Below are 24,347 nucleotides of genomic sequence, written 5' to 3'. Positions count from 1 at the left end.
GGGCATGCAGATCCAACGGAGCAGGAGTTGGTCTGGCGATGGCTGGCTTCGTGACGGTGCTTCTTACCCCTTCCGAGAGCGCGCGGCCCGTCCTGGGTGGGATATGTGGAGACACGCGACGCCCGCGCCCTTCCGCCACAAGGCTCACAAAGCTCAGCGAACGAAGCTCAAGCCGCACGAACCAATGCGGAAGATCCTCTCGGATCACAACCCTGTGCAGCCGCTTGGGGCGCGAACCCCATTGGGCGCGCGGCGCGCGGGAAATGATGATGCCACGGCTGCCAGCCCACCGGTAGATCGCGCGCGGGATGAAGTTCAAGTCGCGCCCGCATCCGTCATCGACCGTAAGGGGGAGCAAACGGTCGGCGCGGCACCGGTAGATGCCTCAGCGGATGTAGTTCAGGTCACACCGCCACCCGCTATCGACCGCAAAGGCGAGCAAACGATCGGCATGGCACCGGTCGACGTCTCGGCGGAGGTCGTTCAGGTCACACCGCCTCCCGACATCGAATACAATGACGCGCGGATAACCAGCTCCCTCGACGGGTTGTCGCTAGTGATGATGATGGCACTCGTGGCACTTGGCTTTATCACATCATTGCCATTTCACCATACCTATGCCGAGCGCGTCTTAGCCTTTGCTGCGATGCGCCGCTCCGAAGCGCGAGCCGACGATGCTCGCCAACTCAGCTTAGCGCGTCCACCGCAAATCGAAGCCGATCCCAACCCCCTATCTGGTCTAGAAGCATCCGTCAAAAACGTCCTCGACACAATTAAGGAGGTTGAAGCCGAGATGGTTTCGTCACGACAACTCCGAAAGCCGGTGTAAAGCCGATCCCCATCTATGTACTCCTTAGGTCACCTTGAGCTGGTGCAGGAACGGCGCGTTGAACTTCTCGACTCAGATGCGGTCCGCCCTGCACCAGTTCGATGGTGACGGCGATCTCCACAATATTGCCGACGGGCACTTTCTCGCCGCGCGCCTCGCGCGGCATACTTCCGCGCTGTCCAATCCAAGCTCTTCTAAGTCAGCGCGAGCGCTCTCGAACCTCGCGGCGGTCCCAAGGTGCATTCGGCTGCGCGTTATCCCCGGATAGAAGCCGTAGTACGCCATTGCCCCAAGTCGCAGGCGCGTGCACTACATGGAAAGAATGTCCGCTATCTGCCATCCATCGAGTTGTCCTGGCAGCCTGACGTCGGTGACCAGTACATCTGCGACCCGGAGTTTGCACCGGGCCAGCGCCTCATCTCCAGTGCTCGCGTGGATCACGTGATAGCCCGCCTCGCGCAGCGCCTCGACGATGAATTCGTGGGCCAGGGGATCGTCCTAGATGAGAAGTATGCTCACAGTAGGCTCTTAAGGCGTTCGCTCGCCTCCCGCAGTCGAACAGCGCAACGGGGCGGTCGGCTCACCTTTCAACTTGCCGAGCTGGAACACTTGCGAGCACAAGTGCTTGGGGCTGAGCAGAAGGCGGAGAGAATGGGAGGAAAGTGCGAATGCCGAGAGGCTCATGGTAACAAGAACTGCGTGCGAGTTAGGGTTTCTGCCGGGATGCAACAAGCGTTGCCGCGGTCTGCCTCTTCTTCAGCAGGTAACATGCCAAGCGCATCCAGGAACTCATGCCCTGGAATTGGCGACCTCGGGACGTCGCTCACGCCGCATAAGCGAGCTCAGCCATCCGCTCAGGATGACCTAACCAGGGGCCTTCACCGGCTTTCAATTACCCACAAATTCTCGTCCGACCATGGCGCCCAGCGCGATGTCGGTGAGGCGTGACAGCCCACGCCACATGACGGTATTGCCGGGCGGCGGGTCGCTGGCGCGGGCGAGATAACCGCCGAGCCGGGCGATCTTGATCAGATAGTGCGAGAGCGTTTTCTGTCTTGCTTTTGATTTGTCGTTGACGAGCCGATCGAGCACGCCGATTTCAGTCGCAGTCAACGCGAGGGTTGGCGGCGCGTCTGGGGCGGAACGGTTGAGCATCGTCATCCAGAAGACCCGCCAACTCAGGATGCAAAAGAGCGAGATCAGATTGGTCAGACGCTGGGCTGTCCTGAGCTTCGACTCCTCGGCTTTGCAGCCCGATTTGAGGATCTTGTGGAACACCTCGATCTTCCATCTCAAAGCATACCATTCGAGCTTCTCAATGGCGTCGGTGCGGGAACTAACAGGCAGGTCGGTGATCAGCTTCCAATCGATCTTCTTTCTGTTTTTCGGCGTCCCGCGCTCTTCGGCATGGATCACCGTCAAGGTCAGAGCAGGATAGCGCTTCTGCTTTCCGATCGGCGGCAGGACGCGTATCTTGCGATACCTGATCTCAAGAACGGCCTGGTCGGGATCGCCGTTACTGTCTCTGACTTCGATGCGATGGAGCCCTTTGACGGCGACCTCGTCCATTTCGTCGGCGATCGTGCGATCCCCCTCTCCAGCCAAGCGGTCGACGCAGGTCCTGATCAGGAAATGAGTGCCGATCTCCTGTGCTGCGCAGAAAAGCTCGTAGATGTCACTCTCGCGATCACCAACATGGATGCATCGTCCCGGATGATCCAAGAGTTGCGTAGACTGCTTGAGATTTTCCAACCACCGGACGCTTTCCTTTTTCTCGATGGGAATCCGGGTCGGATTGATCTTCTTTTTAAGCGCTGCCGTCCCTTGAATTTCTTCCGGGTCCAGAACTTAACGGCAGCCAACCCCAGCGGCACCCCTTCGATTGTAACTGCGAGGCTCGAATGCATCAGGATGCCGCAAACCGTGTGCGATCTGAGGCGACCCGCCTTATCCCGTCCACTGTTTATGCTCTTGGTGATGCCAATCGCTTCTGACTTCTCGCGTTGATAGCTGAACTCGGTTGTATCGTGCAGCACCAGAACGAGACCTTCAGTGCCGGCGGCACGATCATGTGTCGATTGGAAATGGCCGGCCAGAATGTCCGCTTCGCTGACCCGGTCATTAGAGAAGAAGCGGTAGGCTGCCTTGGTATTCGCCCAATCCTGGCAGACGAGCGGAATGCTTTGTCCCATGGCGCTTCCAATCTGCATGAGCAGTTTGCGGAATCTGTCGCCGAGCCGCGCATCCCTAAACTCGCATCCACTACTCTCTCGATCAATCCAACATTCACCTTCCAAGGACCGCAAACAGCCTTTTGCCGATCGATCCCTTAATGTCAGCCCCATAGAGCACCCCTCGCGAATCAGGTGCTCAGCAAGGAATCACAAGTGATTCTTTCGATTCAAGATTTCGCCGATCAGCGGATCAGCCCGGTGGCCAAAGTTATGGGTAATTGAAAGCTTCACCGGACGCGTACGAAAGAACGTACACTCCGGTCGCCGTGGCGGCCTATCTGAATTCGAGCCTGCTCGTTGGAAATATTGTGTGGCCTTTGTCCGATAGTGTCGTCATGTAATCCGCTGCCTTGGAGGCGGCAGCTAAAGCATCGCTCACGCCGCTCAAGAGCGACCAGCCTTCCGACAAGAGCGGTCCTAGCCGGGGCCGTCGCCGGATGCGTACCGATCTCCGATACTTCCGAGAAGAGCTGTTATCGGAAGTATTTCGATTACTCTGCAGGCAATTGCATCGATTAGGCGCCGGTTACTTGGCTTAGGGGCGGGCGCTCGGTCGACTGATAAGCTTTCATACGAAATGGAGTCAGTTGGCCAACTGATAAGGTAATATGCGAAACCTTATCAGTCTGATAGACTGAGCAGAAGGTCGTTGCCGGACAGGATTGAAGGATTGAACTGAGGTAGCAATCCTGGTCTGCATTTATTCTATTGTGTTTTTCGGCCCGGCGATCTGTTTTTGTGTGGCACTCTTGAGTAGCGCCGCGCGATCATGATTAGGACGTTTGGCGCGAGGTCGCCACGTTGGAAATGCCGTTGCGTCGAGCCGTGAGCCAACCGGTGAGCCGTTCATAGACGAGTGAGGAGTCGGTTCGGATGGCTGCTAAGAGCTCGCGTATTGCGGTCCTCGAGCTACTAGGCTAGGCCGTGAACCCATAAATTTGCCGGACGGGCGGCTTGCCAGAGTCCGCTATGCACCCATAGCGATCAAGTTCTGCATCGCAGCTAATTGACGCGATGGGCCACAAGCCCAAGCGAAAGCGACGGAAGTGAAGGAGAATCAGAGCGAATGTGTAGAATGGACATGTAGAATGAGGATATAGGTGCGAACGGATGGCGTGTTGTAGCGTCAGATTGGAACGACAAATGGTGTGGACTAACACCAGTGACGTTTCGATCGTCGATCAAAACGGCAAGGTCATCTTTTCAGCACTCGACGTTTCATTGACGACATCTGCATCGGGAACTGCTGTTTCATGCGAGCAAAGCCGAGGAAAGGCCGCTCAAGGACGTGCGCGTTTTCCCGGAATGGCTACTCCGGCTTGGAAACCATACCAGCTCTCTGAATAGTAGTTAAGATCACGCCGCCGGACGCGCGGATGCCGTGGCTTGATCGTTGATCGGCAAAGTGAATTGAACTGCGATGCCTGGCCCGGCGTTCGGGGTGGCCCATATGCGTCCCCCGTGAGCTTCGACAATCGAACGGCAGATCGATAGCCCCATGCCCATGCCGCCGGGCTTGGTAGTGTAGAATGAGTCGAACAGGCGTTCAAAACTCTCCGGCTTCAGTCCCGGGCCAGTATCCTGCACGGCGACGAGCACTCTGTCCGATGTATCTTTCCCAGTGCGGATCAGCAACCCGCGCGACCCTTCGCTGACACCGCTCATCGCTTGGACGGCGTTGATGATCAAGTTAAGGATCACTTGCTGCAGTTGGACTCGATCTCCTTGAATGAGCGGCAAGCCCTCCGCGAGTTGCGTCTGCACCGAGACATTGTTTTTCATCACTTCGCCACGGGTCAGGGCAACAACCTCAACGATCGCTTCGTTGACCTCCAAGGCATCCTTCCGCGGGGGCTCCTTCTTGACGAGGCTACGGATGCGGCCGATGATCTCGGCCGCACGCTCTCCGTTTTTGACGGTACGACCAAGCGCGTCCCGGGCCTTGTCCAGATCTGGCGGCTGGGCACCCAGCCAGCGCAAGGCGGCGCCGGCATTGTTCATTCCCGCCCCGAGCGGCTGCATGACTTCATGTGTGATCGAGGCCGCCAGCTCTCCCATGGCGGTGACCCGTTGGACATGGGCAAGATCCGCCCGCGTCTGACGCAGGGCCTCGTCGGCGCGCTTGCGCTTGTACGCGGAGGCGAACAGGGCGGCCAGATCGGCGAGCACGAAACCCGCGATCGCCACCGCCAGGGAGGTCCGATCGAGGGTCGTGATCTCCTGGGCGACGTCCGTCGTGGCGGGAGCGGTACAGATGGCCGCCCGCATCCCGGTGTAGTGCATGCCGGAAATGGCGAACCCCAGGACGATGGCGGCGGCGAGCTTCTGCCCAGGGTCCTTGGTTCCGAACGCGAGCCACAGCGCCGCCGTCGCCGCGCCGATCGCGACGATCACGGAGAGCGCGACCCACAGGGGATCGTAGCTCAATTCGACGGGCCCCCGCACGGCCGCCATGCCGGTGTAGTGCATGGCGAGGATGCCGAACCCCATGAAGACGCCGCTGAGGGCGAGGCGGGGGCGGGATACGCCGCCCGGGCGACTGATGAAGTAGAAGCTGCCGCTCGTGCCCAGGATCGCCAGCACGAGGGAAAGGACAGTCAAGCCGACATCGTAGGACACCGGCATCGGCAACTCGAAGGCGAGCATGGCGACGAAGTGCATCGACCATATGCCGGCTCCCATGGTGAGCGCAGCCCCCGCCAGCCAGATGCGGTGCGTGGGTCCTTGGGCCAGCGCCACGCGTCCGCCGAGATCTAGGGCCGTATAAGACGCGAAGCCAGCGACCAGGATGGACAGGACAACGAGAGACGGATCGTAAGTTGGGGTAATTACCATCGGGATCGTCCCCATTTCGGAGCAGAGACGAGCGAGGCACCATCCGAGGCATCACAACCGGCATTCCCCGGATGCCGGCTCCTACGATTGCGCCACGCAAGGGAAATTGTCAGTACGATGGGGCAAGGACTCGCTTCCCTCAAGGGCGACAATAGTTCGGCAGCGAGGCTGTCTCTAGCGAGGCGCGCTATCTGCACGGTCGGCGGCGGCACCGATTCGATGGGCCACCACCAGCCGCCAGAACCCCGCGCAGCCGTGGCTGGACGCCCGAAGCCGGCGTTTGGGTGGCGATCGCTATGCTCCTATCATGAATGCGCGCACCTCATCTGTCGGATGGCCGTCGTTCATCGCTACCAGACGACGGCGGCCCTGGCCCTTGCCGGCGTAGCTGTACGGCAGTGGACCCGCGCGATCAGTGGACGTCGTTGGGGATCCATTCCTCCGCGGTCGAATCCCAATGATGAGTATCGTCGAAGTGCCGCCAGTGCGGCCGCTTCACTGCTTCCGATGTGTGAGTTTGGGAGCAAGATGGTGCCTTGGGTTTGGTGGCCAGCACCGTGTTGTACGGGTTGCCAAACACAAACACCTTCGACGTGCGCCAAATAATTCGCTCCAGTTCCACGAATGTGCGCATCTTTAGCCGGTACTTCCACAAGAGCATGTGTTGAATGAAGTTCCAGGTTACTCCCCAGGCCAAGAATGGTAGTCGCCGATAGTGGATTGGACTAAAGCCAAGTCGGCGCATCTTGTAGACGAGAAGATTGGCCCCGACAAAATTGTAGCGCCAATTCTCGAAGAAGGCGGTGACACTCAGGTAATCCCTGGTACGGCGACAATGATCCAGCGACCCCGGCGAATGGATCAGCAACCGTCCTCCCGGCTTGAGCATCCGCCAGCATCTAGCTAGCCACGCGTCCAGGTCTTTGGTGTAGCCAATCGACTCGAGCGCATAGATGGCATCAAAGTGTTCATTCGGGAGATCGAGGCTGTCAAAATCGATGACTATCACCTGTCCACGCCCGCCAAGTCTCGCAAATTTCCGCCGGCAGATCTCCGCCTGCACAGATGAATTGGTCACGCACACAATTTCGATATTGCTCCGCCTAGCTAGGTATTCGGCTGCCGCGCCGGAGCCGCATCCGAGATCCAAGAATCGCATCCCCTCTTTTGGCTTCAAAAGTGCACGTTCGGCTTCGTAAGGGTGCGAAAATGCCAATCGGGGAAACACACACGTGCTGTAGTTCGATTGCTCGTCGCGATACGTGCCGAACACGTCATCATATGTGCGCTTTTCGTCGTCATGCTTGAGAAAGTCGTTCGGCTTTGGTGTCCACTCAATTAGTTGGCGCTGCTCGAACTTATTCAGCTGGTGGCCGATCTTGCTCGCGTCCTTCGGTCGGGTCACCAAAAGAAAAAGTACGTAATGAAAGAAGTTGTACACCACAAACAACGCGACGATGGCGGCCGCTACCAACTGAGATATTAGAACAATATTCAAGCTTGCTCCTATGATAGCTGAAGAATTCGACGAACTCGTGTTGCAATTTTTCAAATCACAGAAGTGCCGCGTATTTGCGGGGTTGGGTCATTCGTGTCACTGCGCCGATGCGATCACTCTCCCTGCGAGTTCTGAAGCGATCGACGCACTTCTTGGAGCAAAGCGGGGTTCGCCACGAGTAGCGCCGGAGAAGACCAAACTTACGATCGCAAACTGCGCATCGCGCGGCTCTGACAGACTTTTGGGAGCAGTTGAGCATTGTAGTTTCCTCCTGGTACTCCCGATCAAGTGAAAAGCGGGCGGTGAAGCTGGGGGACTTCACCGCCCTTCGACCTTCCGGCGGAGGGGGCGTATTCCACCGGAAGGCAACCTAAGGGAACGAGCTTTGAGGTCCGTCGATCGTCTTTTTTTCGCCGTCGCACTTCATGAGCCCGTGCGCTTTTCCAACGCATGCAGCCTAAGACGATCGCGATCAGCGGTTCAATTGAACGTAGGCAATCGCCGAGCATCCAAGGTGGTCATGGAAACGATACGAAGGTCTATGGCGCTCGCTCTTAAAGAAGACCACTTCCGCTTGTTGGATGGTCCGGCCGTGCTCCTGCCCTGCCAGCGATAAGTTGGCCAGGGCGCCAAGACAAGGAGAACGCCATGTCCAAGACACCCAGTACCGAAAAAGTGCCGATCTGCGCGTCAGAACTGACTGGGAGGCGACTATGCACACGGTAGTCAATCAGGGCTGTGGGTGTATCTGGCTTGTTCGTCGTTGCCTTTGTTCGCTTCAATCGACAGCCAACGAACCGTACCGGAACGACATTTCTCCTCTTCTATACGGGGATGCTGTTCTACTCGATGAGGCCGAGCGTCCATTGGGAAAACTGCGCCGCAGAGTCTTGCAATTGACTGATTTGCGCGGCTGCGAAGGGACGAGAGCTTATCTGCAGACCTGCTCACAGTGGCAGCAGCTGGATCTTGCACGGTCGACCGCGTTCCGTCGGTGGGTGTCTAGAATCCCGCGAGGCCCTGGGGACTGTTGTAGGGGATCGGGTTTCGGCCTAGCCTGCACCCTTCGGCCCATAGCAGTAGCTCTCTACCGCGCTGCTGACGTCCTATTTGAGACAAAAGGTCATCAGGTTTTTGAGCCATTTGAGGCTGACAGGCTTCATATGAGACGGCTTGGCTTCTTCAGCGATAAGGTTTTTGCATAACAGAGTCAGTTGCCTGGCTGGCTGATAAGGAAGGCCGACATACGAAGTCAGTTGTGCCGTTTCGACTGTTAGCAAACCCCCGCGAACCTGCTAGACTTTGATGCCTCTAGCTCTTTGAGCGCCGAGCGCAAGTTCAACTTTCAAAGATAGAAAAGTCGTTTGAAGCTGCGCACCCGGTCATGCGCTCAGGCTATCGAACGAATGTTTGGCCGCATCAACATGCGAAGCGTTCTCAGCTCGCCACTCGTAATAGTCGGCAAGGCCCTTAAGGTGATTCGCGATCGCTGAGTCGGTCATGTTTTGGGCTGCGCGGAGCCAAGTCCATGCTGTCTCTAAATATGCCTCGCCTCGTTGTGAGATCTGGACCATCACAAGACCCTCGCGCGGTTCTCTGGCAGCTGGTTGAAGGTGATCTGGAGCCAGCCCACCCAATTGCGGTCACTTTCCCTGCGAGCTCTGAAGCGATCGACGCACTTCTTGGAACAAAGAGGCGTTCGCCACGAGTAGTGCCGGACGAGACCAAAGTTGCCATCACAAACTGCGCATCGTGCGGCACTGCCGGATCTAGGACTTTCGGAGCAGTTGGGCATTGTAATCTCCTCTTGGCTTTATCGCAGCTGTTAATCGATCATCCTTTTTTCACGATCGCACTTCATGAGGCCGTGCGCTTTTCCAACGCATGCATGCTAGGGCGATTGAGATCAGCAACTCAATTGAACGTTTAGTCGTCCCGTCATCCAAATGGTGCCGTGGAACGATACGAAGGTTTAGGGCTCCCCTCAATGCCGACCACTTGCGCAATTGGTCTTTGCGTGCGCAAGCGGACGAAACCTTGATCGACAATCGCTCCGGGCCGCGCGTTTCAACGAACGCATCGACCACATGGACCACGTTGTCCTCGCTTAGCCAATCCTCCAGGCAGTCCGGCAAGAGCGATACGGATGGGACGCTTCGCTGAAGACGCGGACGGATCCCTGCCGGCTCACAATCAGGAAACGGAGAAGGGTCCACGTATCCCAACCCTTGGTGCTCATTGCAGCTTAGTCACCGCCATCAAATCTGAGTTCGGATTGTCGAAATGTTAGGCACCCAATTTGCAATATGGCGAGACTCGAATAAGGCGCCGTCACCTCATCTACCGTTCACGACGGCGTAGCCGAGGAATTATCGAACGTATTCCAGAAGGGAATTGGCAGTTTGCCGCGGCTCGTCACAGCATGGACGGGAGTTTCCGAAGTCAATGACTCAATTCGAGTCTGCGAAATACGATTGTCGCAGATTTCTATGATTGGGTCTTTGCAGAACAAAAAGGAGCACGGCGAATGCCGACCTACAGGAAAAATCCCGAAGCGGTCTCGAAGTTGACTCCCGAGCAGTACCGCGTCACGCAGACTGACGGGACCGAGCGTCCCTTCGCCAATGAATATTGGGACAACAAGGAGCCTGGTCTCTACGTCGACGTAGTTTCCGGCGAGCCGCTCTTTGCGTCCTTCGACAAGTTCGACAGCGGAACGGGATGGCCGAGTTTCACGCGGCCCCTAGAGGCCGCAAATGTCGCCGAGAACGTTGACAGCTCGCATGGCATGACGCGGACCGAGGTTCGCTCCAAGCACGGCGACAGCCATCTTGGCCACATCTTCCCAGATGGGCCGCGCGACAAGGGCGGGTTGAGGTACTGTATAAATTCGGCCTCGTTGAGGTTTATCCACCGCGACCAACTCGAAAGCGAGGGATACGGCAAGTACTCAACGCTGTTCTCAAAGCAGGAGGCCTGACGATGGCAGCGACTACAGAGCGCGCGGTCCTGGCAGGAGGTTGCTTCTGGGGAATGCAGCAGCTGCTCAGGCGCCTGGCCGGTGTCGTCTCGACGCGGGTCGGCTACTCGGGCGGCGACGTCAAGAACGCTACGTATCGCGACCACGGAAAGCACGCCGAAGCGCTCGAGATCGTATTCGACCCGAGTCAGACGAGCTTCCGAGAGTTGCTCGAGTTCTTCTTCCAGATCCACGACCCGACGACGCTCAACCGGCAGGGAAACGACCGAGGCACAAGCTACAGGTCGGCGATTTTCTACACTACCGAGGAGCAGCGCCGCGTCGCCGAGGATACCATCGCCGACGTCGAGGCGTCAGGGCTGTGGCCGGGCAAGGTTGTGACCGAGATTTCACCCGCCGGCGATTTCTGGGAGGCCGAGCCCGAGCACCAGGACTACCTGGAACGGCATCCGAACGGCTACACCTGCCATTTCGTCCGGCCCCAGTGGAAGTTGTCGGTCAGAACTCGGGCCTAAGGAGATTAACTATATGACCCGTCCGCGATCGTCGAAGCTCTTCCTTATACCTCTCGTGCTGCTTCTGTTCGGGACTCTCGGAATAGAAGCACGCGCTTCTGAGCTTGTAGGTCATGTCTACGTGCAGACCAATGAAACCCAGAACCGCATCATGCACTTCGGTCGCAACGCGGATGGGCAACTAAAGCTACTCGAGAGTATCCCTACCGGGGGCGCTGGGTCTGGCGTCTTCAAGCCGATCAGCGGCCAAAAGAGTGCGCCCAACGCATTCGAGGGCGCTGGCAGCGTGATCCTGGCCGAATCCAACACTCTGCTGTTCGCGACGAACGGCGGCGACAACAGCGTGACGAGCTTCCGGGTGAGTCCAGACGGCAAGCTGACACTGATCGATCGACAACCGACTGGCGAGCCCGTAATAGGGCGCAGCGGAACGGCGAAGTCGCTCGCCTACCGCTCCCAAAGTCGAACTCTATACGTGCTCCATGCCTTCGGCCCCAACCACCTCCGGTCATACACGGTTGCCGAGGACGGCAAGCTGAAGCTGCGCCCGGAGCGGGCTTCGGTAAATACCGCGACAAAGACCGATCGGGTGTCGACACAAGCTGTCCTGTCGCCCGACGGCCGGTTCCTGCTGGTCGATATTCTTTTCGACGCTCGTCCAGCCGTCAATCCGGACGGGTCGCCAAATCTGGTCGTGGCGAACGCCCCCGATCCAGACGGGCTCGTGATATTCCCGGTGGGCGACGACGGCGCACTCGGCGAGGCCTCCTTCGCCAATGCCGGCGGCGCGGGACCATTCTACATCGCCTTCCTCAACCGGAGCCGCGATACTTTCCTGAACGGTTTCGCGGTAGGAGACGGCGTGCTAGTGAGCCGCATTGATGGCGAGGGTCGGGTGACCGACGGTCCTTTGGCCCCGATCGATACCGCGCTCGGGAAGCCATCTGAGCTCTGCTGGCTGCAGGTGACATCTGACAACTCGCTGGTGCTCGCGACCAACTTCGGATACGGAACGGTCTCGACCTACCGGCTTGTAGACGGCCGATTGAGCCTTCTCCAGGACCCGGCCAACAAAGCGATACCGGGCGACGGTACCTTCCGCGCTGTGAACGGGCTCGTCAGCAGCGGACCCAGCGACAGCTGGCTGACTCCCGACGACCAGTACTTCTACCAGGTCTTTGGAAATGCCCAGGTGCTTGTCAGCTACGGCCTCGACAAGACGAGCGGCAGACTGACGGAGATTGGTCGAAACCCGATTCCCTACAACAGCACCCAGGGCCTCGCAGGATTCTAGACATCTACCGACGGAGCGCGGTCGATCATGCAAGATCCAGCTAATCCACTGTGATGCGTCTGGCAGACGCGCTCTCGGCCCTTGCCGCGCAAATCAGTCAATCGCAAGATACAGTGGCGCAGTTTTCCCTCGCGCACGGCTGGACGCTCGACCTCGTCGAGCTTAGCGATCTCCTCGTCGGTTTGGCCGCAAATGGAGTCAGTTGGCGTCGTCAGAAAGTTCGCGGGTGGCGTGCGCTCGTGGTTAAGCTTTCCTCGTTGTCTCGAAAAAGGAACCATGTGCGACGTTCCGCCTCGTCGATCCCGATTACGACCAGGCTAGCTGAAGCTGCATCGCCATGTTCGTCGCAGATATTACGTGTCTGCCGCAGGCGCTGGCTGAGCGCGAGGTTGTCTTCTTTCAGCTCGGCTAGCATGCCGTCAGGTGTGACGAAATCGGCGTCATTGTCCTTGATATGTTTCACTCTGGCGATGTGGGCGATCGGGCGGATCGTTGTGCCGCCGATCCTACGGACTCTTTCCGCGATGTCTTCCATCATCGCGAAAATCTGCGCGGCCTGCTCATCAACAAGGAGGTGATAATCCCGGAAATGCGGCCCTGATATGTGCATGGAAGTTCTTGGTCTTGACGTAAAGCGCGAACACGTCTGCCAGAAGCACAGTGAGGGGGGCCGGAATATTTTAGTGCATTGGAGCCGAGATTGCTCGGCGTGTCGAGCGGAGCCTCGCGGCGCTTTCTCGCGTCCTCTACACTCATTTTCATCCCTCCTTCAGGACTAATGCAGCCTTGTTGCACGCCGGGGCTCTGAACAAGCAATTTTTCGAAATAAACTGCAAGTATGAAAGGAATCGATCCCATTGATCCCGCGGCATAGTCGGTTCCGCCCTCGATCACTATCTACGTCGGGCCACTTCGGCTTGTGCCAGAGCTCCTTAGGTCCGCTTTAGGTCGTCGACCAGCATCGCCGTGGCGTGGCGCGCAAGCGCCTGGGTCGGGGCGTTGGTGTTGCCGCGGGTTATGTTGGGCATGATCGAGGCGTCGATTACCTGGAGGCCGTCGCCAGCAGCGATTAAGCGGTCGCACCGGCCGATTCGGATATGCCTGGCACAGGACGGCCCCAACGAGGAAAGGAGTATCCGTGGAGGGTAGCCGGAAGGGCCCTTGGCGGCGCGCACGATCCTGATGGCGCGTCTCTCATTTTGAGAGGTAACTTTCGATATTGATCTTGTTTGCACATGTGACCGTCCTCCACTTGCCCTGCGGATCGGCCGCGTTGATGCCATTCTACGTGCACGGAAATAGCATACGCACGGTCGTTCCCTTGTTCTCCGCGCTCTGGATATTAATCGTTCCATTGCAGCGTTCGACGAGGCGTTTGACTTGGGTGAGACCCAACCCTGTACCTGTGTCGATTTCCTTCGTCGTGAAGTAGGGCTCGAAGGCTCGTTCGAGCACGTCCGGGCTCATGCCGGTCCCATCGTCGGAAACCGATATCTCGACCCAGGGAGCGTCTATCTGCACGCAGACGTTCCGCGCGCTAATACTGATCGTCCCACCTTCGGGCATCGCGTCGCTTGCATTCTTGCAGAGATTGAGGAGTGCAAGATGGAGTTCCTCCGGATCAGCTTGGAACTGCCCGAGACCCGGGTCGATGTGCGTGTCGACAACAACGTCAGCGCGCAGCGTCTGGTCGACCAGATCTCCGATGTCCACGATATGGTCATGGGAGACGGGCCGAGCTGTGCTGCAATACGGACGATCGCTGTCCAGCAGTTTGCGGCTGAGCGACGCGCCGCGCTGGATTGCGCGGCGGAGCCTTTCAACGATCACAGCGCGATCTTGCGCGTCAGTCTTTACGTCAAGCAGCCGCAGGCCTCCATCGATAACTGCCAAGAGATTTGCGATGTCATGGACGAAGATCTTCGTGGTGTCTCGATCGATCTCCGCGGGCCCGCAGACCGGAATATCGATGGAAACGATTTTGCACAGGACGCCCGAGGTCTCTCCATCTGCGCCTTGCAAAGGGATCTCCGCCCGCCCATTACGGGCATTTTTAGATGTCGCCTCTGTCACGGCGGAGAGATCTATCGCGAACGCTCCGTCTCCGATAGGGGCCGCATCTGGTAGCGAAAGAATAGCCCCCAATGCTGACTTCAACGTTTCTCGCAAGCTCACGACCGACATTCGCGCCTCCCTCAAGTTCTCGTCACAGGGCCGACATGCGACACCCGACGAGAGCGACTTTGGACCGATTTGGAGACCTCGGTCGCCATAAGTTCTATATCCCTACGTTATCGCGGCCCCTCGCGAGGCGCGGATCCGACTTCGACACTAGAACGGATCCTTACAGTCACATCGACCTTAAAGGAACAGCCGCGCCCGATTAGACGCCGGACTAGCGCGGTATCCTCGAAACACAATAGCGATAGGTTAAGGCGCACGCGAGCGCGGCGATAATGGCGGTGAAGATGCTCGCCTCGGTGAAATCAGATGCGTATGGGGTAAGCCCCATGATCTTCAACGTTGATCTCAGTTGCTTGTGATGGTCATCAACAGGCCCGCGAGCTCTTCGGACGTGACTCTCTTGGGCATCAATGGCTGTCGGAGATGACCTAGGAACGATATTCTCTAACCGGACGTCCTGTGGCGGCGCCCACCGGGATGATGCGGGGTGATGGAAAATTGCGTTCCGTCCGCCTTTCAGGCGCGGCACTACATCCATTCCCATTGGGAATTGACTCTATGCCTACCAATGTCTCCCAACAAAATGATAGAGGGGACGAGCGCGTCGGATCGACCGGAACCCGAAGCTTGGGACCATGAGCGGTGAACGAGACCGAAGGGCAACCGCTTGCTCTGAAGACGAAATAGCTATGTTGGGCGACGCTATCGTCCATGTCGTCGACGACGACGAGCTCATGAGGCATTCGATCGACGATCTTCTGCGATCAGTCGGTTACACCGTGAAGCTCTACGGTCGTGCGGTGGATTTTCTTGCTGCCGATCTAGCTGATGTGCCTGGCTGCGTGATCATCGACGTCAGGATGCCGGGGCCCAGCGGGCTCGAACTGCAGGCGTCGCTCGCCCGGCGTAATAACCGTTTGCCAATTATCCTGATGAGCGGCTATGGCGATATCCGCATGTCAGTTCAGGCGATGAAGGCAGGCGCTGTTGACTTCATCGAAAAGCCTTTTCGGGACCAGGAGATGTTGGAGGCAGTTGCCAACGCGATCCGAACGTGGAAGCCGCCATCGCCGGCGCCGGACCGGCTGTCGGAATTGCGCAAACGATACGAAAGCCTGACCGCACGTGAACGCGAGGTCATGGCGCTAGTGTGTGCAGGCCAAATGAACAAGCAAATCGCAGGCGCATTAGAGATCCAGGAGACGACCGTGAAATTTCATCGGAGCGCGGTCATGACGAAGATGATGGCCAGCAGCCTCGCGGAATTGACCCGGATGGCGGCACTTCTGGAAGGCGAGGAGTAGGTGCTCATCGAAGCCTGTCCAAAAGGACAGGACTAACCTCAGCCGTGGGAGAGTAGGCGAGCGCGTCGAATAGGCGCAGTTTCGCTTCATGAACAAGAAAGCTCTCATCTGCGTCGTCGATGACGATGCCCTCCTCCGGGAATCGTTGAATTACCTGCTGCGTGCTGCTGGCCACGAAGTAGCCTGCTTCGGGAGCGCGGAGTCCTTCCTCGATACCGAGGAGAGCGAGCGCTGTGACTGCGTGGTCGCGGACATCGATATGCCGGGGCTGTCCGGTATCGATTTGGTCGAGCGCGTCGTCGAGATGTCGGATCCACCTAAAGTCATTCTCATTAGCGGGCGCCCTGAAGAGTCGTGGCGCGAACGCGCGATGTACTCCGGAGCGGTCGGCTTTTTCAGAAAGCCAATCGAGGCGCAATCGCTGCTCGACATCGTTCAACGCAGTGTTGCGGCATGACGGACGTCCAGCCGGATCTCGTTGGCGAACGAAGTCCCCTGACGATAGCCCCCTTGACGGGCTAGCTGAAGAAATAAGGAGCCGCCATGGAATTTCACCAAATTCGGTATTTCGTAGCCCTTGCCAAGTGCATGAACTTTACTCGGGCGGCCGAACAGTGCAACGTCTCCCAACCTGCGCTGACCAAGTCAATTCAGAAGCTGGAGTACGAACTTGGTGGCGCACTGGTTTTCCGTGAAAGGCACCTCAGCCAGTTAACAGACCTTGGAAAGCTAATGCTGCCCACGCTGGAGCGGACGCTGCTCGCCGTCGAGGAGGCTCGCGCCAATGCTAAAAAATTCAAGCGGAAGAAGGTCGCCACACTCCGGGTGGCCCTGACACCGATGATCTCGGCGTCGATCCTGGCGCAACCGATCGCGGCGCTCACGACCCAGCTACCGGGCCTCCAAGTCGATCTGGTCGATGCTGAATCCTCTAACGTCTTCGAAGGCTTACTGAGCGACGACGTCAGTGCCGCTCTGGGTAGCAGCTGCATTGGGCCAACGCCCGAACGTATCGAGCGTTTCAGCTTATTCCGCGAGAGAGTCTTTGTCGCATGCGCCGAGGGGAGCCGGATGGCAGAGGAGGCCGCCATTAGCCTGAAGGATCTGCGGTCCGCAAAATGGCTTGAAGCGATTGACTGCGAGATCTACCGTGCGTTCCGCGAGCAGCTGTGCGAGGGGCAGGTCGCACAGCCCGGGCACCGCGCGCAAGGGCTGCAGCACCTGCAGCACCTAGTTAGCGCAAACCTTGGCGTTATGCTAACCCCAGAGCACGCGCCAGCACTGCCGGATGCTGTCGTCCGTCCTATCGCGGACTTCGACTTCAAACACACTGTTGAGCTCTTTGTTGTCGGGGGACGTCAATATTCGCCTGCGCTCGACGCTTTCATAAAGATCTGCAGGCGATTCGATTGGCAGACGCTGCTGACAAAGGCGCAGGCGCGGATCGCGCCAAAGACAGGTCCGTTCACCGCCATGCCCCGACGTCAACGTGACCCGGAAGTCGTCCGCATCACCGCTTAGGGTAGAGCGACGCACGGCCTTTAGCGCTATAGCCTCGTCGCTATCATTTCGATACGACTGCCCGTCATGCGGCCCGTTTCCCGACTTCCGTCCACTGGCGGAGTACGAATTCCCGCTCACATATTCGGATTGCGGCATAGACGCGCTACGAGCCCCTTAATTGTTCCAGCGACTAGGTCGGGGAGTCCCGGCTTTCAAAAGTAGGAGAAAGTCGCTGCTTGCGTAGCCGTTTGTCGTGGCGCCGGCTGTGGATGGCGCGGAAACGGCCTCAAAATGTGACGGAAAGACTGGGGTTCGCAAGCTACGAGATCGACCCAGATGATATCAGGCGCTCCTGCAACTGGATCGGTTTAGAGAATAACGCAGGAGATCCGGGTGGTCAGCCAACAACTGGCCTGGTGATGCGAAACATACTGTCATCGATTCCATAACCAATGGGAAGTTGCAGTCCGCGGATGTCGATGGGAAATCGTTCCGGCTTACCTTGACCGATGGGTTGGCAAACTCACGGGACCCGAAGACTGGCTGGACGCGCAGTGAACACTGGTCGTCGTTTGAGTGATTGATTGTCCGGGTTTTAGGCGCACTGGTCCCTTTGGCGGTATGCGTTGCCTGTCAACCGATGTGCGGAGTAACGATTCGATTGAGCGATACATAGAGAAGCTACTCCATCAGGTGAGAGACCGCGCATGCCCGCCAATCCCTTCATTGATCTCAGGTGTTTTCCTGACCGGAAACACCAACGACTATTTGCATCAAGGGGCTGGCGCTACGTGATCCTGGCGCTGTTCTGGGTGCTCACGATTGCCGCCTTCGGGATGGCCGTGCGAAATTTGCAGAACGATCTAACGCGACGCACCGGCCGTCATCTGGGTGTCTGGGTCGTCAGGGTCTCATCGCTGCATGTGGTTTCAGGGCATGTTATGGAAGCTGCCGCCGCCGGCGTCCGATGGTCTGCAATACTGGATCGAGCGGGAATCAACTAATGTTGCGTTCGAGTTTCATCGTAGGTTCCTGAAGGATGTCATGCGGCCTCACATGACGATCTATGGGCCCATTGGTTTTCTGGTCGAGCTGGCGTTTGCGAGATCGATGATCTCCGGAGTTGCGCTGCGCTTTGCGGGCGCCCTGGCCGTCTCCTACACGGTACAGCTCTGGCTTGGCCTCTACGGCAACGCCTCCGATGGCCGTGGACCGATGATGAGTTAATATCTCGAGCGAACGAGATCGACAGTGAGAAACAATGGAATAGATGTCCTATGGAGAGACGGCGAACGCATATTCTGTCGAGAATGGCGAACAAACAGCAATGGCGAGCAAACGAGCGTTTTCACCGTTAGCAACTTGGACGCGATCCCATCCGCTGACAGCCTGGCCCGTCTCTCTCATGAATATGAATTAAAAGATCGGCTTGACGCCGCCTGGGCGCTTTGCCCTCTCTCGCTCATCAATCGAAGTGGGCGCGTTGCATTGCTCCTCGAGGACAATGGCGAGGAACCTCTCGAGGCTCTGCTCGAGGCACCATTTGAGCTTGGCCGCTTCTTGCGGCTCGCCATCAAGTTGACTGAGGCGCTCGCTGGTGTTCATCAACAGGGGCTTGTCCATAGAGACCTGAAGCCCGTGCATATTTTCATTGCGCTCGGCGAGGAGCATGTCCGGCTGACCGGATTCGGAATCGCGACACAGCTACAGCGCACGCGACGTATGTCCGAACTGCCCGAATATGTCGCGGGCACTCTTGCCTACATGGCGCCGGAACAAACCGGCCGCATGAATCGTTCCGTTGATGCGCGTAGTGACTTGTACTCGCTCGGTGTGATCCTCTATCGCATGTTAACGGGCACGCTCCCATTTAAAGCGTCAGAAGCTGGCGAGTGGATTCACTGCCATATAGCGCGAACGCCAGTACCTCCAGAACAGGGACTAGCTGACATTCCGGCCCAAGTTTCGAATGTCATCATGAAGCTGCTCGCGAAACCCGCGGAGCATCGATACCAGACGGCAGTCGGTCTCGAACATGACCTACGGCGCTGTCTTGTGGAATTTGAAACGAATTACCAGGTCGTTCCGTTTCCGCTAGCAGAGCTAGATTTGTCAGACCGTCTGCTCATCCCTGAGAAGTTATATGGCAGAGAGGAGCAAATCGGAACGCTTACGACGGCTTTTCATCGCGTCGTCCGGAGCGGCGCTCCCGAGCTGGTAGTAGTATCCGGGGGCTCCGGTATAGGCAAGTCTGCGATTGTTGGAGAACTACGTAAGGTCGTGATGTCAACGCATGCACAATTTGCATCAGGAAAGTTCGACGAGCGGAGGCGAGATATTCCGTACTCGACATTGGCACAGGCCTTCCAGGGGCTTGTACGCCAATTGCTCGGGAAAACCGAGAACGAGTTACGAGGATGGCGCAACGCTTTTCTGGAATCAATCGGACCAAACGGCAGGCTCATTACCGATCTCGTGCCTGAACTCGAGCACATTATCGGTGAGCAACCGGTAGTACCAGAACTCCCTCCTCAACAGGAAAAAGGTCGCTTTCAGCTTGTATTTCGTCGGTTCGTCGCGGTTTTTGCGAGACCGGAACATCCGCTAGTGCTTTTTCTCGACGATCTGCAATGGCTCGATGCTGCGACGCTGGACCTCATTGAGGATATGACAACGCGGCTAGACCCGCGTCATATGCTCTTAATCGGTGCCTTCCGCGAAAATGAGGTCGACGCGCTTCATCCGCTTTCACGGACGCTGAAATCAATGAGCGATGCAGGAACCGCAGTCACTGAGATTCGTGTCGATGCCCTTGAGCACCATCATCTAGCGCAGTTAATAGCGGATGCGCTGCACTGCGGTCTCGAACGCGCCGCATCGCTTGCGCGCCTAGTGCATACGAAGACTAATGGTAATCCATTCTTCGTGGGTCAGTTCTTGAATGCTCTGGTCGATCGCAACGCGATTGTTCCCGATCGCGCTTCGGGATCTTGGCAGTGGGATGTCGAAAAGAGTCAGGCGTCGCGGCACACGGAGAACGTCATTGAATTGCTGGTCGAAAAAATCAAGCGTCTTCCGGACTCGTGCAAGGAGGCGCTACAGGAGCTTGCATGTCTGGGCAACACGGGAGATGTTCTGGTCATTTCCAGAATTCGACAGTCAACTGAAAAAGATGTGGATGCGGATCTATGGGAAGCATGCCGGTTCGAACTTATAGAACGCTTGCCGGATAAGTACCAGTTCGTCCACGATCGGATACAGGAGGCCGCGTACTCGCTCATACCCGAGCAAACACGCGCACAAAAGCACCTGCAAATAGGAAGACTTCTCGTTGCACATACTCCCGCGGCGCATCTCGAGAAAGCGATCTTCGACATAGTCGGGCAACTCAATCGGGCCGTCAGTCATATCGTGACGGGCGAGGAACGCGAGCGACTGGCTAACCTTAATCTGATCGCCGCCCGGCGTGCCAAAGCATCGTCAGCTCACACTTCTGCACTTAAATACCTTATCGCGGGGGCCGCTCTATTAGAGGAGAATAGTCAGCTTCGTCTACGCGATTTGACATACGCACTCGAATTCGAGCGTGCAGAATGCGAATTTCTGACGGGTGAACTACTGGCCGCGGACGCGCGCCTCGAGAGGTTGAACATCCTTGCCGTCGGTACAAAAGAGCGCGCCGCCGTCACCTGCCTGAGGATGGATATTTGCACCGCAAATGGCCAGAGCGATTGTGCGATTGGTATCGCGCTGGACTTCCTGGCGCACGAAGGCATTCACTGGTCTGCCCATCCTGCGGACGAGGAGGTGCGCCGGGAGTACGACCAGATCCTGCATATTCTGAACAGCCGGCCTATTGATGAGATCCTCAGGGCCCCATCCATGGAGGATCCAACATCGCTGGCTGTCATGGAAGTATTAATCAAGGCGCAGACACCTGCCATGTTCACGGACCTGAACCTCGCGTCATTAGCAGTCTGCAGGGCAGTAAGCATCAGTCTCGCGCATGGCAATAGCGATACGTCGTGTTTTGCCTATGTAATGTTCGCGCGCGTTGCCGGCCCACGTTACGGTCAGTACGACGCGGGCTTCCGGCTTGGTCAAGTGGGGTTCGACCTCATCGAACGGCAGGAAAACAGGCGATTCCGTGCGTCGACGATTTTGGTGTTTGTGTTCACCGGCCTCCGCTGGATCAAGCACGTGCGGTCGAGTAATGCCTTGATCCACCGCGGTTTCACGGATGCAAACAATATTGGAGACCTGCTGTATGCCTCGTACGCTCGGAACAACCTGAATTCGCATCTTCTCTTTGCCGGCGACCCATTGGACCATGCCGAGCGCGAAGCCGAGTGGGGACTCCATTTCGTGCGAAACGCACGCTTTGGGCTCGTCGAACACATCATCGCGACTCAACTTGCATTGATCAAGGCGTTACGCAGGTCAGGTAAACAACCTGCTTCCCTCGGCTATGAGGACATGGACGAGCACCAGGTCGAGCAATACCTTTCGAACAGCCCTGCCTTGGCTATCGCTCAGTGCTGGTACTGGATTCGCAAATTGCAGCTGCGTTATCTCATCGGGGATTATACGGCCGCGATCGATGCGCTATCAAAAGCACGCACGCTGCTCTGGACATCCCCGCTTTTTCTCGAGGAAGCGGACTTTCATTTTTATGCGGCGCTTGCGCTCTGCGCGTCGCTGACCGGTAAGCCGATCGAAGAACGGCAGCAGCTGTGCGAAACAATTGCTGCTCATCATCATCAGCTCGAGATCTGGGCGCGGAATGGACCGGAAAACTTCGAGGATCGGGCCGCGCTCGTCGGTGCGGAGATAGCGCGCCTCGAGGGACGAGACCTCGACGCGGAACGCCTTTTCGAAAAGGCGATTCGCGCCGCGCAGTTGAACCGCTTTCCGCACAACGAGGGCCTTGCCAGCGAACTCGCTGCGCGCTTTTACACTGACCGCGGCGTGGAGATTGTCTCACACGCCTATCTGCGCAACGCCCGCTGCTGCTACCTTCGTTGGGGTGCCAACATCAAGGTCCGCCAGCTCGAGGAGTCGCATCCGCATCTAGTTGCACACGAAACCATCACCTCACTCGACACTACTTTCGGCGCGACTGTCGAAAGTCTGGATCTCGGCACTGTGCTTAAGTTGTCAAAAGCGCTATCAGTCGAAATGGACTTCGAGAAATTGATCGACACGATCATGCGAATGGCGATGGAGCATACCGGTGCTGCACGTGGTCTGCTGATGCTTTGGCGAAAGACGGGTTTAAATGTCCAGGCCGAAGCCGTCACCTCGAGCGACTCGGTCACGGTGAGGCTCTGTGATGAGCCCATAAACGATACGACCTTGCCCGAATCGGTTCTCAACTACGTTGCGCGCACAAGGCGCAATGTTTTACTCGACGATGCTGTGTCGGACGTTTCGTTTTCCGCCGACCCTTATATTAACGCGCACCAAGCACTCTCGGTGTTGTGCCTTCCGCTGGTCAACCAAGCCAATCTGATCGGAGCCATATACCTCGAAAATCACCTGGGCCCGGGAATCTTCGCATTTAGCCGGATTCCCGTGCTCAAGCTGCTTGCATCGCAGGCGGCGATCACGCTGGAGAACGCCCGACTGTACCGCGATTTGTTCGAACGCGAAAGCAGGATCCGGCGTCTCGTGGACGCCAATATCATCGGAATTTTCATTTACGGAAGCCAAGGCACCATCACTGAAGCCAATGACGCATTTCTTCAGATCGTCGGATGCGACCGCGATGACTTTCAGTTCGGCGAAGTGCGGTGGACAGATCTGACTCCTCCGGATTGGGCCGAACGTGACGAGCAGATTTGGGATTCCAAGCTGAAACGCGACGGAACGTTACCTCCATTCGAGAAGGAGCTTTTTCGCAAAGACGGCCGCCGTGTCCCGGTATTGCTGGGCATCGCCAACTTCGAAGGGAGTATGGACGAAGGTGTTGCCTTCGTGCTGGACCTGACTGAGCAAAAGCGCGCTGAAGCTGAAGCCAGCGAAAGCGAGTCGCGATACCGGGAAGTGCAATCGGCGCTTGCCCATGCAAACCGGCTGACGACCATGGGGCAACTCCTGGCGATGATCAGTCACGAGGTGAAGCAGCCTCTCGCCGCGACTATCACACTTGCGGACGCGGGGCAGCGCTTTTTGGGGGGCGCCGATCCGAAAGTCGACGAGGCACGTCAGGTATTCTCCCGTATCCGACAGGGCGGAATTCGGGCGAACGATGTCCTTGATCGCATTCGCAGTCTGGTCAAAAAAGCACCGCAGCAAAAGGAGGCACTTGATATTAATACGGCAATTCACGATGTCGTCGCCCTTTCTCGGGCGGAAGCGAGTCGCAAGGGCGTTATTATGCAGACGCAACTCTGCGAGACGCTACCCCTCGTTGAAGGAGATCAGGTTCAACTGCAACAGGTCGTGCTAAACCTCGTATTCAATGCAATCGAGGCGATGAGCGAAAATTATGACGGTCCGAGGGATTTGGTCATTAGTACCAGTCGGCGCGACGATGAAAGTGTTACCGTTGCTGTGAGCGATACGGGCCCCGGTGTCACCCAAGCGGACATTGAGCGGATCTTTGAGCCGTTCTACACGACAAAAACATCGGGCATGGGAATGGGTCTGTCAATTTGCCGTTCAATCGTGGAAGCGCACGGGGGAATGTTGCGCGCATTCACTAATGCGCGACGAGGCGTAACTTTTGAAGCTTCCATACCCACGAAGAAGGGCGTGTCCCCGTGATGGTGTAGCTCGGTAGAGCAAAGCCGTCCGCACGCGCGCCCTCCCATGGAGCCTAGCGGGGGGGCTTTGCGGTGGTCACCGGCAGTTCGCCGGTAGGGTCAGGTTGCTGACACAAACCTGATTCGAGGAACCGATGACCGATGAGATGATGAACCCCCGCACGCTCGTGGAGAAGATCCCTGATGCGGAGCTGCTGCGCGAGATGATCGGCTTTGCTGCCCAGCGCAATGTGGGATCGCGCGGGGCGCTCCCACTGTCGATGATCGGGTGGATCTAGCGAGGTGCTCGAGCTCACCGGGATTGCGACCGTCTGTTGCCGAGCGCCGCTCGCCCTTTTTGGCTCTCCCTTGGTATGTCGTGCTCGCCCGCGAGGGATGCTCCGCTCTTCGCGTGCGTGTTGCGC

General features: G+C 57.6%; 17 protein-coding genes and 2 pseudogenes. 12 read left to right on the top strand and 7 right to left on the bottom strand.

Translation table 11 applies throughout. From position 1 onward, the window contains the following. Positions 1–184 precede the first annotated feature (184 nt). Positions 185–829, top strand: coding sequence for a hypothetical protein (locus XH85_RS34470; RefSeq protein ID WP_128935448.1), 645 nt, complete (start codon positions 185–187; stop codon positions 827–829). 309 nt (positions 830–1,138) lie between these two features. Here the strand turns inward: XH85_RS34470 and XH85_RS47025 are convergent, their stop codons facing one another. The 3 genes and pseudogenes from XH85_RS47025 to XH85_RS47015 all read right to left on the bottom strand — a co-directional run. Beyond that, positions 1,139–1,318, bottom strand: a complete 180-nt coding sequence (locus XH85_RS47025) for a response regulator (protein WP_276486204.1) — start codon at positions 1,316–1,318, stop codon at positions 1,139–1,141. A gap of 399 nt (positions 1,319–1,717) precedes the next feature. Then, positions 1,718–2,581, bottom strand: coding sequence for an IS4 family transposase (locus XH85_RS47020; RefSeq protein WP_245473828.1), 864 nt, complete (start codon positions 2,579–2,581; stop codon positions 1,718–1,720). Positions 2,582–3,000: 419 nt separating this feature from the next. Beyond that, positions 3,001–3,174 (bottom strand): annotated as a pseudogene (locus XH85_RS47015) (transposase DNA-binding-containing protein); the annotation flags it as partial. Between the two features lie 1,032 nt (positions 3,175–4,206). Here XH85_RS47015 and XH85_RS45975 point away from each other — a divergent pair. Continuing rightward, entirely contained in the window at positions 4,207–4,410 is a 204-nt protein-coding gene (locus XH85_RS45975) for a hypothetical protein (RefSeq protein WP_208758070.1), read from the top strand. 9 nt (positions 4,411–4,419) lie between these two features. On the opposite strand, the gene XH85_RS34455 is transcribed toward XH85_RS45975, so the two are convergent. Both XH85_RS34455 and XH85_RS34450 read right to left on the bottom strand, forming a co-directional pair. Beyond that, complete coding sequence (locus XH85_RS34455; RefSeq protein WP_164940872.1) at positions 4,420–5,898, bottom strand: MHYT domain-containing protein; 1,479 nt, start codon at positions 5,896–5,898, stop codon at positions 4,420–4,422. Between the two features lie 412 nt (positions 5,899–6,310). After that, positions 6,311–7,396 (bottom strand): SAM-dependent methyltransferase, encoded by a 1,086-nt coding sequence (locus XH85_RS34450; protein ID WP_245473827.1) that lies wholly within the window; start codon positions 7,394–7,396, stop codon positions 6,311–6,313. 2,527 nt (positions 7,397–9,923) lie between these two features. On the opposite strand from XH85_RS34450, the gene msrB reads away from it, so the two are divergent. The 3 genes from msrB to XH85_RS34420 are packed head-to-tail and all read left to right on the top strand — an operon-like array spanning position 9,924 to position 12,185. After that, complete coding sequence (gene msrB / locus XH85_RS34430; RefSeq protein WP_128935443.1) at positions 9,924–10,376, top strand: peptide-methionine (R)-S-oxide reductase MsrB; 453 nt, start codon at positions 9,924–9,926, stop codon at positions 10,374–10,376. A gap of 2 nt (positions 10,377–10,378) precedes the next feature. Then, on the top strand, positions 10,379–10,891 hold the full coding sequence (gene msrA, locus XH85_RS34425; RefSeq protein WP_128935442.1) for a peptide-methionine (S)-S-oxide reductase MsrA: 513 nt from the start codon (positions 10,379–10,381) through the stop codon (positions 10,889–10,891). Between the two features lie 13 nt (positions 10,892–10,904). Next, on the top strand, positions 10,905–12,185 hold the full coding sequence (locus XH85_RS34420; RefSeq protein WP_128935441.1) for a lactonase family protein: 1,281 nt from the start codon (positions 10,905–10,907) through the stop codon (positions 12,183–12,185). 211 nt (positions 12,186–12,396) lie between these two features. Here XH85_RS34420 and XH85_RS34415 read toward each other — a convergent pair. Both XH85_RS34415 and XH85_RS34405 read right to left on the bottom strand, forming a co-directional pair. Then, a pseudogene (locus XH85_RS34415) lies at positions 12,397–12,941 on the bottom strand (Dps family protein). 528 nt (positions 12,942–13,469) lie between these two features. Then, positions 13,470–14,369 (bottom strand): sensor histidine kinase, encoded by a 900-nt coding sequence (locus tag XH85_RS34405; RefSeq protein WP_128935439.1) that lies wholly within the window; start codon positions 14,367–14,369, stop codon positions 13,470–13,472. Between the two features lie 689 nt (positions 14,370–15,058). On the opposite strand from XH85_RS34405, the gene XH85_RS34400 reads away from it, so the two are divergent. From XH85_RS34400 to XH85_RS45505, 7 genes are all read left to right on the top strand, one after another. Beyond that, the gene (locus tag XH85_RS34400; protein WP_128935438.1) at positions 15,059–15,673 is read left to right on the top strand and encodes a response regulator transcription factor; all 615 of its coding nucleotides are present in this window, start codon (positions 15,059–15,061) and stop codon (positions 15,671–15,673) included. An 88-nt stretch (positions 15,674–15,761) separates the two neighbouring features. After that, positions 15,762–16,130: a response regulator transcription factor gene (locus tag XH85_RS34395; RefSeq protein ID WP_128935437.1), complete on the top strand. Its 369-nt coding sequence runs from the start codon at positions 15,762–15,764 to the stop codon at positions 16,128–16,130. Positions 16,131–16,216: 86 nt separating this feature from the next. Beyond that, positions 16,217–17,194, top strand: a complete 978-nt coding sequence (locus XH85_RS34390; RefSeq protein ID WP_128935436.1) for a LysR family transcriptional regulator — start codon at positions 16,217–16,219, stop codon at positions 17,192–17,194. A gap of 689 nt (positions 17,195–17,883) precedes the next feature. After that, positions 17,884–18,180, top strand: a complete 297-nt coding sequence (locus tag XH85_RS34385) for a hypothetical protein (protein ID WP_128935435.1) — start codon at positions 17,884–17,886, stop codon at positions 18,178–18,180. 40 nt (positions 18,181–18,220) lie between these two features. Beyond that, entirely contained in the window at positions 18,221–18,403 is a 183-nt protein-coding gene (locus tag XH85_RS34380; protein WP_128935434.1) for a hypothetical protein, read from the top strand. Between the two features lie 135 nt (positions 18,404–18,538). Then, positions 18,539–23,944 carry a trifunctional serine/threonine-protein kinase/ATP-binding protein/sensor histidine kinase gene (locus XH85_RS34375; protein ID WP_245473825.1) on the top strand — a complete coding sequence of 1,802 codons (5,406 nt, stop codon included), beginning with the start codon at positions 18,539–18,541 and terminating at the stop codon, positions 23,942–23,944. Between the two features lie 133 nt (positions 23,945–24,077). Continuing rightward, positions 24,078–24,221: a hypothetical protein gene (locus XH85_RS45505; protein WP_164940669.1), complete on the top strand. Its 144-nt coding sequence runs from the start codon at positions 24,078–24,080 to the stop codon at positions 24,219–24,221. Positions 24,222–24,347: the final 126 nt, after the last annotated feature.

It is taken from the genome of Bradyrhizobium zhanjiangense, from assembly GCF_004114935.1.
In the GTDB taxonomy this organism is placed as follows: Bacteria; Pseudomonadota; Alphaproteobacteria; order Rhizobiales; family Xanthobacteraceae; genus Bradyrhizobium; species Bradyrhizobium zhanjiangense.
Note: the sequence above shows the minus strand (reverse complement) of the source record. Positions and strands in the feature narration are given on the sequence as shown.